18 protein-coding genes are annotated in these 16,350 nt (G+C 62.1%); 15 read left to right on the forward strand and 3 right to left on the reverse strand.

The features are described 5' to 3' along the window. Positions 1-89: 89 nt before the first annotated feature. A complete protein-coding gene (locus AC0L2C_RS08480; protein WP_287062572.1) occupies positions 90-509 on the forward strand; it encodes a UPF0158 family protein in 420 nt (139 codons plus the stop codon). Between the two features lie 327 nt (positions 510-836). Next, positions 837-1,148 (forward strand): DUF6105 family protein, encoded by a 312-nt coding sequence (locus AC0L2C_RS08485; RefSeq protein WP_473523163.1) that lies wholly within the window; start codon positions 837-839, stop codon positions 1,146-1,148. Here AC0L2C_RS08485 and ruvX read toward each other — a convergent pair. Then, positions 1,115-1,600, reverse strand: coding sequence for a Holliday junction resolvase RuvX (ruvX, locus tag AC0L2C_RS08490; protein ID WP_287062569.1), 486 nt, complete (start codon positions 1,598-1,600; stop codon positions 1,115-1,117). The two genes, AC0L2C_RS08485 and ruvX, sit on opposite strands and share 34 nt — an antisense overlap. A 100-nt stretch (positions 1,601-1,700) precedes the next feature. On the opposite strand from ruvX, the gene AC0L2C_RS08495 reads away from it, so the two are divergent. The 4 genes from AC0L2C_RS08495 (at position 1,701) to AC0L2C_RS08510 (ending at position 4,890) form a co-directional block, all read left to right on the forward strand. Beyond that, complete coding sequence (locus AC0L2C_RS08495) at positions 1,701-2,408, forward strand: metal-dependent hydrolase (RefSeq protein ID WP_287062567.1); 708 nt, start codon at positions 1,701-1,703, stop codon at positions 2,406-2,408. Between the two features lie 163 nt (positions 2,409-2,571). Continuing rightward, positions 2,572-2,859, forward strand: a complete 288-nt coding sequence (gene gatC, locus AC0L2C_RS08500) for an Asp-tRNA(Asn)/Glu-tRNA(Gln) amidotransferase subunit GatC (protein WP_023801200.1) — start codon at positions 2,572-2,574, stop codon at positions 2,857-2,859. Between the two features lie 7 nt (positions 2,860-2,866). Continuing rightward, complete coding sequence (locus AC0L2C_RS08505; RefSeq protein ID WP_287062565.1) at positions 2,867-3,325, forward strand: GNAT family N-acetyltransferase; 459 nt, start codon at positions 2,867-2,869, stop codon at positions 3,323-3,325. Next, positions 3,325-4,890, forward strand: coding sequence for an amidase (locus AC0L2C_RS08510; protein WP_287359729.1), 1,566 nt, complete (start codon positions 3,325-3,327; stop codon positions 4,888-4,890). The genes AC0L2C_RS08505 and AC0L2C_RS08510 overlap by 1 nt, the downstream gene beginning before the upstream one ends. A gap of 35 nt (positions 4,891-4,925) precedes the next feature. Here AC0L2C_RS08510 and AC0L2C_RS08515 read toward each other — a convergent pair whose 3' ends face one another. Beyond that, a complete protein-coding gene (locus tag AC0L2C_RS08515) occupies positions 4,926-5,681 on the reverse strand; it encodes a DUF599 domain-containing protein (protein ID WP_287062562.1) in 756 nt (251 codons plus the stop codon). Positions 5,682-5,842: 161 nt separating this feature from the next. Between AC0L2C_RS08515 and AC0L2C_RS08520 the strand changes: the two genes are divergently transcribed. The 4 genes from AC0L2C_RS08520 (at position 5,843) to AC0L2C_RS08535 (ending at position 9,351) form a co-directional block, all read left to right on the forward strand. Then, the gene (locus AC0L2C_RS08520) at positions 5,843-7,246 is read left to right on the forward strand and encodes an L-serine ammonia-lyase (protein ID WP_287062561.1); all 1,404 of its coding nucleotides are present in this window, start codon (positions 5,843-5,845) and stop codon (positions 7,244-7,246) included. Between the two features lie 140 nt (positions 7,247-7,386). Then, positions 7,387-7,824, forward strand: a complete 438-nt coding sequence (locus tag AC0L2C_RS08525) for a DUF1489 family protein (protein ID WP_287062559.1) — start codon at positions 7,387-7,389, stop codon at positions 7,822-7,824. Between the two features lie 97 nt (positions 7,825-7,921). Beyond that, a complete protein-coding gene (locus AC0L2C_RS08530; protein ID WP_287062556.1) occupies positions 7,922-8,653 on the forward strand; it encodes a vWA domain-containing protein in 732 nt (243 codons plus the stop codon). Then, positions 8,650-9,351, forward strand: coding sequence for a DnaJ domain-containing protein (locus tag AC0L2C_RS08535; RefSeq protein WP_287062555.1), 702 nt, complete (start codon positions 8,650-8,652; stop codon positions 9,349-9,351). The genes AC0L2C_RS08530 and AC0L2C_RS08535 overlap by 4 nt, the downstream gene beginning before the upstream one ends. Before the next feature lie 44 nt (positions 9,352-9,395). On the opposite strand, the gene AC0L2C_RS08540 is transcribed toward AC0L2C_RS08535, so the two are convergent. Further along, positions 9,396-10,826 carry a D-alanyl-D-alanine carboxypeptidase gene (locus AC0L2C_RS08540; RefSeq protein WP_128168144.1) on the reverse strand — a complete coding sequence of 477 codons (1,431 nt, stop codon included), beginning with the start codon at positions 10,824-10,826 and terminating at the stop codon, positions 9,396-9,398. A gap of 329 nt (positions 10,827-11,155) precedes the next feature. Here AC0L2C_RS08540 and AC0L2C_RS08545 point away from each other — a divergent pair, with 329 nt between their 5' ends. The 5 genes from AC0L2C_RS08545 (at position 11,156) to clpS (ending at position 16,346) form a co-directional block, all read left to right on the forward strand. Beyond that, the gene (locus tag AC0L2C_RS08545) at positions 11,156-11,485 is read left to right on the forward strand and encodes a phasin family protein (protein WP_023801209.1); all 330 of its coding nucleotides are present in this window, start codon (positions 11,156-11,158) and stop codon (positions 11,483-11,485) included. A 144-nt stretch (positions 11,486-11,629) separates the two neighbouring features. Next, complete coding sequence (locus AC0L2C_RS08550; protein ID WP_287062531.1) at positions 11,630-12,697, forward strand: ABC transporter ATP-binding protein; 1,068 nt, start codon at positions 11,630-11,632, stop codon at positions 12,695-12,697. 115 nt (positions 12,698-12,812) lie between these two features. Then, positions 12,813-13,838: a Fe(3+) ABC transporter substrate-binding protein gene (locus AC0L2C_RS08555; protein WP_287359733.1), complete on the forward strand. Its 1,026-nt coding sequence runs from the start codon at positions 12,813-12,815 to the stop codon at positions 13,836-13,838. Positions 13,839-13,881: 43 nt separating this feature from the next. Then, positions 13,882-15,558, forward strand: coding sequence for an ABC transporter permease (locus AC0L2C_RS08560; RefSeq protein WP_287062528.1), 1,677 nt, complete (start codon positions 13,882-13,884; stop codon positions 15,556-15,558). Positions 15,559-16,019: 461 nt separating this feature from the next. After that, on the forward strand, positions 16,020-16,346 hold the full coding sequence (clpS, locus tag AC0L2C_RS08565) for an ATP-dependent Clp protease adapter ClpS (protein ID WP_023801212.1): 327 nt from the start codon (positions 16,020-16,022) through the stop codon (positions 16,344-16,346). Positions 16,347-16,350: the final 4 nt, after the last annotated feature.

The following is a 16,350-nucleotide window of genomic DNA, read 5'->3' on the forward strand; positions in this document are numbered from 1 at the left end:
TAATCTGAGACTGTGGGAACTCCCACGTTCGCGCCCGACTAGATAGGGTTGTATACGGCGACGACAGGCTCATGCGCAGCGAGATGGGAATGACAGTCAATTTCAGTGAGCTTCTGGAGGCGTTCGAATTCGTGAATTCCGGCGGAGCCGGCGAAAATGAGGCCTATCTGTGCATGGAGACAGGCAAGATCTACTGCCATTCGGAATGGGTGGACGATGTCGAAGAACTGCCTGACGACGTCGAGGACAGCGGGAGATACATCGCCATCCCGGACAAGCGCGAACTCGATCTCGGCAAACCGCTGGTGCTGTCCTTCGCGCGCCACCGCCTGCCCGACGATTACGACAAGGTTCGGGAGATCTTCAGCCGGGCGGGTGCCTATGCCCGATTCAAGGATCTTTTGGAGCACAGGGGCGCCGTTGATCGATGGTACGACTTCGAGCAAAAAGCCACGGAAGAAGCGTTGAAGACCTGGTGCGTGGATAACGACATCAAGGTCAGCAGCTGAAGTTGAGGTATCAAGCGTCTGGTCCGTCCTTACCACTCCCCGACCATTCCGAGAATCCTCCGCGAACACGAGCGTATCAGGCCAGATAATGTTCACCGCCGCTGTGGATGACCGTTAACCTTAACAAATGGTTTCCATTGCAGCGGCGGGCCGCAAAGCCCACTGTCCTGTCTACGGAAGCAGGAACGCTATGCGGCAGATATTGAGCTCATTGATGGCGAAGGCGGCGGCGCACAACGCGGCGCTCTCGCGCATTTCCGGCCTCCTGGACACGAACTTGGGGGCGGACACGAACTTGAGGCCGGACACGAACTTGAGGGACCGCTGATGCGCACCTTGTTCGCGCTATGGGCGACGCCGCTCGCCCTGTTCTGGGGCTGGTTCTTCCTGTCGCTCAACGACATCAATTTCGGCTACGTCATGCTGAGCCGCCAATTGCATGACCTCGTCTTCCAGCTCTATGGTGAGATGCTTGGCATCGATCCAGCGCTTATTCCCGGCATGGTGGCAAAGGCCTGCATCCTCGACAGCCTGCTGCTCATGGCGTTTTGGGCGTTTCGCCGACGCCGGGTGATCGGTGGCTGGATCAGGATAATTCGCGACCGCTATTTCGACCAGGCCTCGACGCCGAGCACCTGAAGCCGGTCGAGCGCGCCCTGCAGAATAAAGGCGGCCGCGGCCGAATCGATCTTGCCGGCGCGTTTGCGGCGCGAAAAATCCATCTCGATCAGCGTCCGCTCGGCCGCCACCGTCGACAGCCGCTCGTCCCACAAGACGAAGGGCAGGTCGGTCACACCAGCCATGTTGCGGGCGAAGGCGCGGGATTTCTGGGCGCGCGGGCCTTCCGACCCGTCCATGTTGACCGGCAGGCCGAGCACCACGGCCCCGACATTCTCTTTCTGCAGCAAGGCGAGCAGCACTGCGGCATCCAGCGAGAATTTCCTGCGCATGATGACGGGACGCGGGTGGGCGAAGGCAAAGCCCCGGTCGGAAACCGCCACGCCAATCGTCTTGTCGCCAAGGTCGAGCCCGGCCAGCGTCTTGCCGCCACCGAGCCGCGCCGGCAACTCCTCGATGGTGATGATGCTCAACGGCTTTCCTCGAACCATACGCTGCAAAGGACGCTGTGGGACTTTAATTTCACTGCCGGCGTTCTATCCTTTGGCGAAGCAAAAATCGAGGAAGGCATTCATGAAACTGACCTGGTACGGACATTCCGCATTTCGCGTCGAAACCGCCGACGCGAAAATCCTCATCGATCCCTACCTGGTCGGCAATCCGTCATGGACGGGCGGCTGGGAAGAGCCGGCGGAAGGGGTCACGCATGTTCTGTTGACCCACGGCCACAGCGACCACATCAGCGGTGCGCTCGAAGTGCTCGGGAAAAGCAGCGCCATGCTGGTCGCCAATTTCGAGGTCTGCATGTACCTGGTCGGCAAGGGCGTCAGCGACAAGAAGATCAATCCCGGCAATATTGGCGGCACGATCGATTGCGGCGGCTTCACCACCACCTTCGTCCAGGCGCTGCATTCCTCGTCGTTCCCGGGCGACAAGGGCCAGAACACCTATCTCGGCAACCCCGGCGGCCTCGTCCTGCATTTCCAGGAAGACAAGACGCTCTACCACATGGGCGACACCGACATCTTTTCCGACATGGCGCTGATCAACGAACTGCACGAGCCGAAGATCGGCATCGTGCCGATCGGCGATCGCTTCACCATGGGCGGCGCGGTGGCAGCCCTTGCCTGCCGGCGCTTCTTTCAGTTCGAGACGGTCATTCCCAGTCACTTCGGCACATTTCCGATCATCGACCAGACCGCCGACAAGTTTGTCGCGGGGCTGGAGGGTTCCGGCGTGAAGGTGGCGTTGCCGGAGATCGGCGGGACAATCACCTTGTAGAGTAGACTATGCACCTTGTAGAGCATGCCAAAGGCGCTGCTGTTCGCTGCGACGGCGTTGCGCTGCCATCGACCTTCCGGGCCGGTTCTCGGCACGATGCATGTTGCGTGGCACGCGCCGCGCCGCTATAGCGCGGGCTGGTTTTCCCGAGGCACAAGCAAATATGTCCGTTGATCTGCAGACAGTGAAGCGCGTCGCGCGACTCGCCCGCATTGCGGTGAGCGAGGCGGATGCCGAGCGCATGACCGGCGAGTTGAACGCCATTCTCGGCTTTGTCGAGCAGTTGAACGAGGTCGAGGTCGCCGGCGTCGAGCCGATGACGTCGGTCATTCCGATGGAGATGAAGAAGCGCCCGGACGTTGTCACCGACGGCAGCAAGGCGGCCGACATCGTCGCCAACGCACCGGCGACCGAAGAGAATTTCTTCCTCGTTCCGAAGGTCGTGGAGTAGCGGGCCGATGGCAATCGAGATCGCCATCGAAATGCCGCTGCAGGACGACGTGCGCGGGCTGGTCAAGGAGCTCAACGACACGCTGCTGGAACTGACGCCGCCGGAGCACTGCTCCCACATGACCGTCGAGCAGATGGCCGACAACGACACGACTGTCTTCATCGCTCGCGACAACGGCCTCGCCATCGGCTGCGGCGCGCTGAAACGCCACGACGGCGCCGTCGGCGAGGTCAAGCGCATGTACACGCGGCCTTCGCATCGCGGGCAGAAGATCGGCGCCGGGATCGTCGAGCGAATCGAGGCGCTGGCGCGCAATGAAGGACTGAAGCGTCTGGTGCTGGAAACCGGCGACCGCCATCCGGCTGCGTGGACCGTCTATGAACGCGCCGGATTTTCGCGCTGCGGCCCGGTGCTGGACTATCCCGATTCCGGGTGGTCGGTGTTTTACGAAAAGAGCCTTGCCTGATGAGCGACCTGACCCACCTGACGATTTCGCAGGCCCGCGCCAAACTGCGCGCCAGGGAAATCACCGCAACCGAGATCACCGAAGCCTATCTCCAGGCGATCGAGCGGGCCAATCCGGCGCTCAATGCCTATGTCGTCGTAACCGATGACAAGGCGCGCGACATGGCCAAGGCCTCGGACGCGAAGCTTGCGAAGGGCGAGGGCGGGTCGCTCGAAGGCATTCCGCTCGGCATCAAGGACCTGTTCGGCACCGAAGGCATCCACACCCAGGCCTGCAGCCATGTGCTGGACGGCTTCAAGCCGCACTACGAATCGACCGTCACCGCCAATCTGTGGGCCGACGGCGCCGTCATGCTCGGCAAGCTCAACATGGACGAGTTCGCCATGGGCTCGTCCAATGAGAGCTCCTACTACGGCCCAGTCGTCAATCCATGGCGGCGTTCGCGCGTCGACACGATGGTGATGCCGACCACGCATCAGGGCGATGGCGGCTTTGTCTCGGCCGGCGGCACCAGAACCGCGCGCACGCTGGATAACGCCCAGTTGGTGCCGGGCGGCTCGTCGGGTGGCTCGGCCTCCGCCGTTTCGGCGTTCCTGTGTGCCGGTGCCACCGCCACCGACACCGGCGGCTCGATCCGCCAGCCCGCCGCCTTCACCGGCACGGTCGGCATCAAGCCGACCTACGGCCGCTGCTCGCGCTGGGGCATCGTCGCCTTCGCTTCGTCGCTCGACCAGGCCGGTCCGATCGCCCGCGACGTGCGTGACGCCGCGATTCTCTTGAAATCCATGGCCTCGGTCGATCCGAAGGACACCACCTCGGTCGACCGCCCGGTGCCGGATTATGAGGCGGCGATCGGCAAGCCGATCAAGGGCATGAAGGTCGGCATCCCGAGGGAATACCGCGTCGACGGCATGCCCGACGAGATCGAGGCGCTGTGGCAGAAGGGCATTGCCTGGCTGAAAGATGCCGGCGCCGAGATCGTCGACATTTCGCTTCCGCATACCAAATATGCGCTGCCGGCCTATTACATCGTCGCGCCCGCCGAAGCCTCGTCGAACCTAGCCCGCTATGACGGCGTCCGCTACGGGTTGCGCGTGCCGGGCAAGGACATCGTCGACATGTACGAGAAGACCCGCGCCGCCGGCTTCGGCCGGGAGGTCAAGCGCCGCATCATGATCGGCACCTATGTGCTCTCCGCCGGCTACTACGACGCCTACTATCTGCAGGCGCAGAAGGTGCGCAACCTCATCAAGCGGGATTTCGAAAACGCATTCACTGCCGGCGTCGACGTCATCCTGACGCCGGCGACGCCGTCGGCGGCCTTCGGCATCGCCGACGAGGACATGGCCGCCGACCCGGTCAAGATGTACCTCAACGACATCTTCACGGTGACCGTCAACATGGCCGGACTGCCGGGCATCGCCGTGCCCGCAGGGCTCGACGCCAAGGGCCTGCCGCTCGGCCTGCAGCTCATCGGCCGGCCGTTCGACGAGGAAACCTTGTTCCAGACCGCCCATGTCATCGAACACGCGGCGGGTACGTTCCAGCCGGAAAAGTGGTGGTAGTGTCGTCTCCCATCTGAAGCGGTGAGGGACGCCGCCTACCGGCTGTCGGGCCGCGTCGATCGGCTTTTTCCCGGACCGGGTGTCGGCTCGGGCGGCTGACCGATCACGGCTTGCCGCGCCGCCGAGAAGAACTGGCGACGCACCAGAACCGCGAGCAACAGCAGCGTCGACAGCACGAACACTTTTGGGTCGACGAACCAGCCGAGATAGCCGATCGAGAAGAACACGCCGCGCATGCCGGAATTGAAATGTTTTCCGGCCAGCATGTTCATCCGCGCCGCGCGCCATACCGCCGTCTCGCTGACCGGGTTGCGTGAAGCCTCGCCGTGCGGGATCGGCACCGCACCGATCAGAATCGAGCAATAGTTGAACAGCCGGTAGGCCCAGCCGAACTTGAAAAAGGAATAGGCAAGGATCAGCACCAATCCGAACACCTTCATCTGAAAGGCGGAGCGGGACGATGTCGCGCCGAGCGGCAGGTCGCTCAGCACCGAAACAACCTGATCGGAGGCGCCGAGCAGGGCAAAACAGCCGCCGATCGCAATCAGCGAACTGGAGGCGAAGAAGGCGGTTCCCTGTTGAAGGCCGGCCATGATGGCGGTGTCGACAATGCGGACCTCACGTTCGGCCATGTTCCGCATCCAGGCTTGACGCTGGACGTTCATCGCCGTCGTCAGCGACATGCGCCTGACCAGCTTTCCGTCGGAGGCGAGCGTATGCATCACCCACACGAAAACGAAGAAACCCAGCGCAACGAGGTCTGCCGTCGACAAATGGAAGGAATCGCCCATGCAACCCTCTTACCACAAGCGGTGGCGGCGCTTCGATGGCGGAACGCAACGATGTCGCTGCCGGAGCAAACAAGGTCGGCAGGTGCAGCGCCGCAATCTTCGAAAGAGCGGAAACATCACAGGAATTCCTATATGTAAATTCCAATAGGAGAGAGCGGCGCGTGTTCCTTTCGGTTTTCGACCTGTTCAAGATCGGCATTGGACCATCGAGTTCGCACACGATGGGACCGATGACGGCTGCGCGGCGTTTTCTCGACGAGGTCGCGGGAGATGACTGGCCACGCCCGGCCGGCGCCAAGGTCGACCGCATCGCCGCCAGCCTGCACGGCTCGCTTGCCTATACCGGCATCGGCCATGGTTCAGATCGCGCCGTCGTGCTCGGGCTTGCCGGCCAGACGCCGCAGACGGTAGACCCCGATCAGGCGGACGGCATCGTCGACCGCATCGTCGCCGAGAAGCGGATTTCGCCGCCTGGCCATCCGTCCTATCGCTTCGACCCGGCCACGGATCTGGTGCTGGATCGCAAGACGCCGCTTTCCGGCCACGCCAACGGCATGGCTTTCTCTGCCTATGATGCCGACGACCGCCTGCTGCTCAAGCGCATCTACTATTCGATCGGCGGCGGCTTCGTGGTTTCCGAAGAAGAGCTGCAGCGGATGAAGGCGAAGGGCTCGGTGACGAGCGAAGGCAAGAAGGTTCCATACCCCTTCAAGAACGCTGTCGAGATGCTGTCGATGGCCGCGAAAAGCGGTCTTTCCATCGCCGACATGAAGCGCGTCAACGAAGAGACGCAGATGTCGCGTGAAGAGCTCGACGCCGGCCTCGACGGCATCTGGAGCGCCATGAAGAGCTGCATCGAGCGCGGCCTGTCGCAGGACGGCATCATGCCGGGCGGCCTGAAGGTGCGCCGACGCGCGCGACAGTTGCATGACAAGCTGCAGGAGCAGTGGCGGCAGAACCGGCCCAATCCGCTGCTCGCCAACGACTGGCTGTCGATCTATGCCATGGCGGTGAACGAGGAGAACGCCGCCGGCGGGCGCGTCGTCACCGCGCCGACCAATGGTGCTGCAGGCACGCTGCCGGCGGTGCTGCGCTACTGGCTGCATTTCCATCCCGAGGCCGACCAGCCAAGCATCCGCGATTTCCTGCTGACGGCGGCAGCGATCGGCGGCATCATCAAGACCAACGCTTCGATCTCGGGCGCCGAAGTCGGCTGCCAGGGCGAGGTCGGTTCGGCCTCGGCGATGGCGGCAGCGGGGCTGTGCGCCGTGATGGGCGGCACGCCCGAGCAGGTCGAAAACGCCGCCGAGATCGCGCTTGAGCATCATCTCGGCATGACCTGCGATCCGGTCGGCGGGCTGGTGCAGGTGCCTTGCATCGAGCGCAACGCGCTCGGCGCCGTCAAGGCGGTGACTGCCGCGTCGCTGGCCATCAAGGGCGACGGCGTTCATTTCGTGCCGCTCGATGCCGCGATCGAGACCATGCGCCAGACCGGCCTCGACATGAACGAGAAATACAAGGAAACCAGCCTCGGCGGACTGGCCGTCAATATCGTGGAATGCTGAGCCAAACCTTGCACTTGGGCCAAGCCTTGCACTGTGGATTGGCACCGTGGAGGACAGCGGCGCTGTGGAGAAAGTCGGCACTGTGGAGAAAGTCGATTGGGCCAGTTGACGCCTTCGCGCGCCGGACTAAACCTTGATCCATGTCCCTCAATCTCATAAAGCTCTGCGTTGGCTGCGACAGCGTCGAAGATCTCGAAGAGTGGATCGCCTTCCGCCTCGACGAACGGCGGCGCGCCGGTGAACCGGTCGAGCACTACCACACCACCCGCATGACGCCGACGCGCGGCGCCGAGGTCACCGATGGCGGTTCCCTCTACTGGGTGATCAAGGGCACTGTGCAATGCCGCCAGTTGATCACCGAAATCCGTCCTTTCACCGATGACGAGGGTATCGGCCGCTGTCACCTGATCCTCGATCCCGCCGTCGTGCGCACCGAATGGCAGCCGCGCCGCGCCTTTCAGGGCTGGCGCTATTTGAAACCGTCGGACGCACCGGCCGATCTCTCCAGGGGCAAAGCGGGATTGGTCGAAATGCCGCCGAAACTCAGGCGCGAGCTTGCCGATCTCGGCTTGCTCTAGGAAGATCCCCAAAATTCAAAGCTGCGGTGGTCGCCGGCCCTCGAGGTCGCCTCTGCTGGGCTTGCAAGCTGTGCGACAACGCCACATCTTGAATGTCATGAGCGACAAGAAGCAGCCCGTGCCCGCAAAGGCCAATCCTGCGCCGGTCGAATCCCAATCGAGCAGCGGCGAGATCGATGCGTTTATCCGTCAGGCAAGGACGCTGGCTGCGTCCGCGACCGGTACTGGCAGGCTGATCCTTTCCCTCGACGCGACGATGAGCCGCCAGCCGACCTGGGATCTCGCCTGCGCGCTGCAGGGCGAGATGTTCGACGCCGTCGGCAAGGCCGGGGCGCTCAAGGTTCAACTGGTCTATTTTCGCGGTTTTGGCGAGTGCCGCTCATCCGCATTCGTCACCGATACGAACGCGCTGAAGCAGCTGATGACGCGGATCGAATGCCGCAGCGGCCACACCCAGATCGGCAAAGTGCTCGCCCATGCGCTGAAACAGACGGCGGCGGCCAAGGTCAACGCGCTGGTCTATATCGGCGATGCAATGGAGGAACATATCGACGATCTGGCGGAAAAGGCCGGCAGCCTCGGCCTGCACGGCGTTCCTGTCTTCGTCTTTCAGGAGGGCCATGATGCCGGCGCGGAAAAGGCGTTCAAGGAAATTGCGCGGCTGTCCAAAGGGGCCTGGTTCCGATTTGACCGGCGGGCCGCAGCAACCTTGGCCAGTCTGCTATCGGCGGTCGCGGTGTTTGCGACCGGCGGGCTGAAGGCTCTGGAGGCCAGGGGCAGGCCGGAAGACCGGCTGATGATCGAGCATCTGCGGAGCGGCAGGAAATGATGGGCGCGACTATCGCATTCGTGGCGTTGCTTTTGGCGCTGCTAGGCGTGGCCATGGTGTTTCTGCGCGCCGACCCCGCGAAACTCGCAAGCTGGATGAGGACGCTTGGGCCCGTCCTGCTGGCGCTGATCGGCGTCGCCGCGCTTCTGGTTGGACGCGCAGGCATCGGCGGCTTGATCCTGTCGACGGCGCTCGCCTGGTATGGCTCGATGCGGATGAAGCGGCCGACGGCGAAACTGGAGCCGGGCAAGTATTCGACGGTGCGCACCGCGGCCCTCGAAATGGAGCTTGATCACGATACCGGCAATCTGGAGGGGCTCGTGCTCGCCGGCCGCCACGAAGGCAAGATGCTAGGCACGATGAGCCTTGCGGAATTGCAGCAGCTTTATCGCGAACTCCCCGGCGACCCGGAGAGCCGCCAGCTGCTAGAGACGTATCTTGACGGCAGATTTCCCATCTGGCGCAAAGACGCGGAGGCGAATGGTGGCGACGGGCTGGGTGTTTCGCCAGGTTCGGGCGCCATGACTAAGGAGGAGGCCTACAAGATCCTTGGTCTTGAAGCGGGGGCCGCCGCGGCGGATGTCCGCAAGGCGCACCGCCGCCTGATGCAGCGCCTGCACCCCGATCTCGGCGGCACTTCGTTTCTGGCGGCGCGGATCAACGAAGCCAAGGACGTCTTGCTCTCCAATCACAATTAGTCTCCTTCGACGCAGAATTCTTCCGGGAGATGTTTCGACGCCGCCTACTGGTGGACGGCGTAGCACTCGATTTTCTTTTTCTTCAGGGCGTTGCAGGCTTTCGAGGCGGCAGTCTTCGAGCCAAAGCCGAACCGGGCGCGGTAGTAGGTGACGCCGCCCTTCTCGAAGGCGACGGTGAAGCCCACAGCATCGGCCAGGACCGAAGGCGCCTGTTTGCTCGTCTCGTCCAGGAGAGCCTGGGCTTCGGACTGTTTTGGCGAAGAGGCGACCTGGACTGCCCAGCCGGACGGCACCGATGCCGTGTTGACGGGATCGACCGTTGCCGGTTCGCCATAGGCTGCTGCGACCCGTGCGGTCGCCACATCGTCCGCCGTGGCCGCGGCCACTGTTTCGACCTTCCTGGTCTGGGAGACGGGCCTGGTCTCAACGACGGGGGTGGCTTCTTCAACGACGGGCTCGGTTTCCTCCACCAGGGAGGCAATGGCATCGCCGTCCGGGGCCTCGTTGTACGCCGCATCGTCGTCCGGCCTGCTGTCCGGCGTCGGCGCGTCGCGCTTGGGCAGGAATACTTTCGCCAGCGCGGTGATCGGGTTGCCACCACTGGCCTTGGCGATCAGCATGCCGCTGCCGCGCGACGACGCCTTCGGCAGGTAGGTTTTGATCAATGCGGCCATCTGGTTGTCGCGGCTGCCGCCGGATTTCCCGCCTATGACCACCGCGACGATGCGGCGATCGCCGTCGTCGACCGAGGAAACGAGATTGTAGCCGGAGGCGCGGGTGTAGCCAGTCTTGATGCCATCGACGCCCTTGATGCGTCCAAGCAGGCGGTTGTGGCCGTTGATGCGCCTGCGGCCGTAGAGAAAGGAACGCTGCGAGAAATAGCTGTAATACTGGGGAAAATGCTCCCGCAGCGCGATGCCGAGCACCGCCATGTCGCGCGCGGTGGTGAACTGACCGGGATTTGGCAAGCCGTGGGCGTTGCGGAAAACAGTCCCCTTCATGCCCAGGGCCCGCGCCTTGGCCGTCATCATGTGGGCGAAATTGGCTTCATTGCCGCCGAGAAGTTCGCCGATTGCGGTTGCCGAGTCGTTTGCCGACTTGGTCACCATCGACAGGATCGCGGTCTCGACCGTGATCGCGCCGCCCCGTTTGACGCCGAGTTTGGTCGGCGGTTCGGCAGCGGCATTGGCCGAGAAGACGACCCGGGAGTTCTTGCCGATCTTGCCGTTCGCCATGGCCTCGAAGGCCAGGTAAAGCGTCATCATCTTGGTGAGCGAGGCAGGATAGCGTCGGCCATCGGCATTCGAAGAGTAAAGCACCTTGCCGGTCTTGGCGTCGATGACGATGGCCGCCGACCTCGCCGCCATGGACGAAGCAGCTCCGGCAACGACGAATGTCATCGCCAAAGCGAGGATCATGATCGTTTTCAAGGAGGACGCGGATTTGGAGAGAATGCCCGACAACGCCTGACGCACCGATGGTTCCTTTGAATTTTTGTTGCGGTGGAGGCGGCAAAGGGGTCCTGCCTCACTTCAAGCCAAGCTATCGCGGCCAGCGTTACCAATCCGTTTATGGTAACCGCGGCGTTCACCATTTTCTTCGAGCTTGAGCTTTTCTTTATTCGAATCTTAGCCATTTCCCGACGGTTGCGCCGATCTGCTGGCCGGATGGCACTTGGTGAAACCCAGAGTCGGTGAAACCTTGACTTTTGTGCAGTGCACAATATATTACTTGCATTGCACAACGCGGCCCCGAGAAAAGGCCGCGTCTACCGCTCAAGGACAACTGGCAAGGGATTGCGTGAATGACCCAGACCTATGAAGATTTCAGCAAATACGGCAAGGAGTTTGCGGATAGCGGCTTGAAGAGCTTCGCATCCCTTTCCAAGGGCGCGCAGGCCATCGCCACCGAGGCGGGCGAGTACACTAAGAAAAGCTTCGAGGCCGGCAGCGCAGCAGCCGAGAAACTTTTGTCGGCCAAGTCGCTGGAGAAGGCGATCGAGATCCAGTCCGATTTTGCCAGGCAGTCGTACGAAGCCTTCGTCACCGAAGCCACCAAGATCGGTGACCTCTATGCCGAACTCGCCAAGGAAGCCTACAAGCCGTTCGAATCGATCGTCGCAAAGGCGAAATAATCTCGCTACAAGATGTGAACACGGCCCTTGGGCCAGCAAGACGGACCCGGTCGCGAACGTGCGGCCGGGTTTTTTCATGGCAATTAAGTTTCCAGCCGATCGACGCTGATCTAAACAGCTATGAGCCAGCGTGTCGGAGGGCGAATGATGCATGGGTCGATAAATGATGCCGGCGCTCCGCTAACGCTGGAACACATCAGCCGATGCTTCGGCGACACCCAGGCGCTGGATGACGTTTCGCTGTCGATTGCGCCTGGAGAGATCGTCTGCCTGGTCGGCCAGTCCGGTTGCGGCAAATCCTCGCTTTTGCGGATCATTGCAGGCGTCGATACTGCGGACAGCGGAAGAATTCTGCTCAATGGCACTGAGATCGCGGGCGCGAACAGCTTTGTCGAGCCCGAAGACCGCAACATCGGATTCATGTTCCAGGATTATGCCCTGTTCCCGCACCTGACCGTCGAGGAGAACGTGGCCTTCGGCCTCAAGCGGCTGTCGCGGCGCGAGGCGAGCGCCCGTGCGGCCGAGGTGATCGCCCGAATCGGCATCCAGGCGCTTTCCGGCCGTTACCCACACACGCTTTCAGGTGGCGAGCAGCAGCGAGTCGCACTGGCGCGGGCGCTTGCCCCAAAACCCGTCATCCTGCTGATGGACGAGCCTTTCTCGAACCTTGATCGTGGCCTGCGGGAGCGGGTGCGCGAGGAGACCATTTCAACGTTGAGAGCCTTGGGGACGACGGCGATCCTCGTCACGCACGACCCGGAGGAGGCCCTTTCCGTCGGTGACCGGGTTGTGCTGATGCAGGAGGGGCGGGTTGTGCAGGTCGGGACGGGCTACGATATCTATGATCATCCCAACTCACTCTACGCCGCCGAATTCTTGTGCCCGTGCAACAGGGTAGAGGGCATCTACCGCGATGGCCGGGTCGAAACGGTGCTGGGCACCTTTCCAGCCCGGCTCGATCTTCCGGAAGGCGGCAAGGCGTTTGCCTGCATCCGCCCGCAGGCTGTCTGCCTTTCAGGTTCCGACGAAGGTCTGCCGGCGCTTGTCGTCAACCGCTCTTTTCTGGGTGAGATCGAACAATTGCTGGTCAGGATCGAGGGCGTTGCTGACCTCTTGCGCTTGCGCACCACCAGCCGGATCGATGTAAAGCCGGGTGAGCCGATCCATCTGACCATAGATCCAGGCGGCGTGCTGATATTCGCTGCGGCATAAGTCGCAAGCGCTTTGGTCGCAAAGTAACTTGACTAAAACAGTCACATATGATCGAGCAATTCCCGGGCTGTCAACCAATGCCGGCCGCACCAATCAATTAATGGAGGACCGCTTCATGAAGAGCCTTTCCACATTGCGACTCGCCCTGGTGGGCGGCGTCTTCGCCCTCGCTGGCGGGGCCAGCGCCATGGCGGCCGAACTGAACATCTACACCACGCGTGAGCCTGGGCTGATCCAGCCGCTGCTTGACGCCTTCACCGCCTCGAGCGGCGTCAAGGTCAATACAGTCTTCATGAAAGATGGTCTGGCGGAGCGTGTGGCCTCGGAAGGGGAAAGCTCACCTGCCGATATTCTCATGACGGTCGATGTCGGCAACCTAGCTGACCTGGCCGAAAAAGGCCTGACGCAGCCGGTCGAGTCCGATGTTCTGAAAGCCGCGGTCCCGGAGAACCTGCGTGACCCGGCCAACAACTGGTTTGCTCTGTCGATGCGGGCCCGCGTACTCTACGCGGCCAAGGATCTCGATCTTGCCGCGTTCAACTACGAGGACCTGTCCGATCCAAAATGGAAGGGCAAGGTCTGCATCCGGTCCGGCCAGCATCCCTACAACACCGCTCTTTTTGCCGATTACATCGCACATAACGGCGCCGAGGCGACGGAAGCATGGCTTGCCGCCGTCAAGGGGAATCTCGCCCGCAAGGCGGGCGGCGGCGACCGCGATGTGGCCAAGGACATCCTCGGCGGCATTTGCCAGATAGGCATCGCCAATTCCTATTACGTCGGACTGATGCGCTCCGGCAAGGGCGGTGAGGAGCAGGTCGCCTGGGGCGACGCGATCAAGGTCGTCCTGCCAACGTTCAAGGATGGCGGCACGCAGGTCAACGTCAGCGGCGCGGCCGTCGCAAAGCATGCGCCGAACAAGGGTGAGGCGGTCAAGCTGCTGGAATACCTGGTCTCCGACGACGCCCAGAAACTCTATGCGAAGGCAAATTTCGAATACCCGGTCAAGGCCCGCGCTCCGATCGACCCGATCATCGCCTCGTTTGGCGAGTTGAAGGTCGATCCCGTGCCGATGACGGAAATCGTCAAGCATCGCAAGCAGGCAAGCGAACTGGCCGAGAAGGTCGGCTTCGACAACTGATGGCGATCCGGGCGTGGGCAGTGCTGCGCCCGGTGATCTCCCGATGTCGGATGTCGACCTGCGAAAAGCCTCCACTCTGAAGGTCGCCCGGTACAGGTCCGGGCGACTGTGGTTCATGGCGACCGCGCTTATCGCTTTGCTGGTGGCGATCCCGGTTCTCGCCCTTATCTGGCAGGCGCTGCGGGGATCGAGCGGACTCTGGCCGCATCTACTCGCCTATGTGCTGCCACAGGCCTTCCAGCAGACCACGGCGCTGCTCGTCGGCGTCGGTGTCCTCGTCACGCTTCTTGGCACCTCGACGGCCTGGCTTGTCACCGCTTATGACTTTTCCGGCCGCAGGTTTTTAGAATGGGCGCTGCTCCTCCCCCTCGCAGTGCCGACCTACATAATCGCCTACGTCTATCTCGATCTTCTCCATCCGATCGGCTTGGTCCAGGGTGCGGTCAGAGCGGCCCTTGGCTACACCAGCCCACACGAATTCCGCCTTCCCGACATCCGGTCGATGGCCGGCTGCATCGTGCTGCTCGGCTTCGTGCTCTACCCCTATGTGTACCTGACGACGCGGGCGATGTTTCTCACCCAGGCGGCCAATCTGGTCGAGGTGTCGCGCACGCTTGGAAGTGGCAAAGGCGGCGTCTTCTGGCGCGTTGCACTGCCGCTGGCGCGTCCGGCGATCGCTGTCGGCGTCAGCCTCGCGCTGATGGAGGCGCTGAACGACATCGGTGCCTCTGAGTTCCTGGGCGTGAAGACACTGACGGTCTCGGTCTACACGACATGGGTGACGCGGTCCGACCTGCCGGGCGCGGCGCAGATTGCGCTCGCCATGCTGTCATTGGTGCTCGCGCTCGTCACCATCGAGCGTTGGGCGCGCCGTCGTCAGCGTTATTGGTCGAGCGCACAAAAGGCGCGGAGTTTCACACCGCATCGTCTCGGCACCGTTTCCGGCCTGATGGTTTTTGCGCTCGGCCTTTTGCCGGTGTTCATCGGGTTCATTGCCCCGGCGAGCTATCTTGCCGTCGAGGCGTGGAAGCGCGTCCGTTTCGCAGGACTGTCGCCCCGGCTCTTGTCGGAAACGCTCAACACCGTCACCTTGTCGGCCATGGCTACGCTCGCAATCCTGCTCTTCGGCGTGGTCATCGCCTATACGGCGCGCTCGCTTCCCGGCCGTGTCACGGCGGCTTTGCAGCGGATTTCCACGGTCGGCTATGCGATGCCCGGCACCGTGGTGGCCATCGGAATATTGTTGCCCGTCGCGGCCCTCGATCAGATGATCGACCGAACCGCGCTCGCATGGCTGGGCGCGCCAACCGGCCTGCTGCTGATCGGGTCGGGAGCAGCGCTCGGCTACGCCTATGTCGCACGCTTCCTGGCGATTGCGGTCGGATCGGTCGAGGCGGGCTTCAGCCGCATTCCGCGCTCGTTCGATCACGCCGCGCGCAGCCTCGGCCGGAATGTGACCGGCACATTCCGGCATATTCATCTGCCGCTTTCGAAACCGTCGCTCGTCGCTGCGGGCTTGCTCGTGTTTGTCGATTGCATGAAGGAGTTGCCGGCGACGCTTCTGTTGAGGCCGCTTAATTTCGAGACCCTGGCGACGCATCTCTACGGCGAGGCGGCGCGGGGGACCTACGAGGAAGCGTCGATCGCGGCACTTGCCATAGTTCTCGTCGGCATCTTGCCTGTCGCTGTTCTCGCTCATGTTGGACGATGGAAATCCTGAGTGTGCCCGGCCTAAACAGTCTCGCTGGCACCTAAAGCGCGTCTGAAGGGATCATGCGACTCCAGGTTCGTTATTCAGATGCATGTTGTTTCGTTAGCTGACGCATCTACGATAAATCGTAAGTGCTCCACGCCTATCGGATCGTGCCGCCAAAGCGACGGGTCGGAAAACCGCTCAACCTATCGACCGAAGCAGTGGGCAGCATGACAGAGTTCAGGCTTCGTTTTCCCTTGCCGTTGACTAGCGTACTTTCGATGCGATGCCCTCAATTTGAAATCAGGGGCTCTGCTGCCTTCACGATTTCGAAAAATCGGTCAAGTTTGGCCACCTAGCCATATTGTCAGCTAAACAGAAGGGCTTAAAATCGTTCATCGAAGACCTACATGTCGAACTCATATGGGGATTCGAAAAGGCAGGGTTACGTGACGACAGGTTTGACTGCCACAACAGATGTGGTGCGGATGCAAAACGGCAGCGACGGCAACGAGACCGGTCGCGGCACGGCCGTCATCACGCGCACCAAAACCAAGACCAAGAAGCCTAGCCTTTATCGGGTCCTCATTCTCAACGACGACTACACACCCATGGAATTCGTGGTTCACGTGCTGGAGCGCTTTTTCCAGAAGGACCGTGAAGCCGCCACACGCATCATGCTTCATGTTCACAATCATGGAGTGGGCGAGTGCGGGGTCTATACATTCGAGGTGGCCGAGACCAAAGTGTCTCAGGTCATGGATTTCGCCCGACAGAATCAGCATCCGCTGCAATGCGTGATGGAGAAGAAGTGAGGTA

The organism is Mesorhizobium sp. WSM4845 (assembly GCF_055811455.1).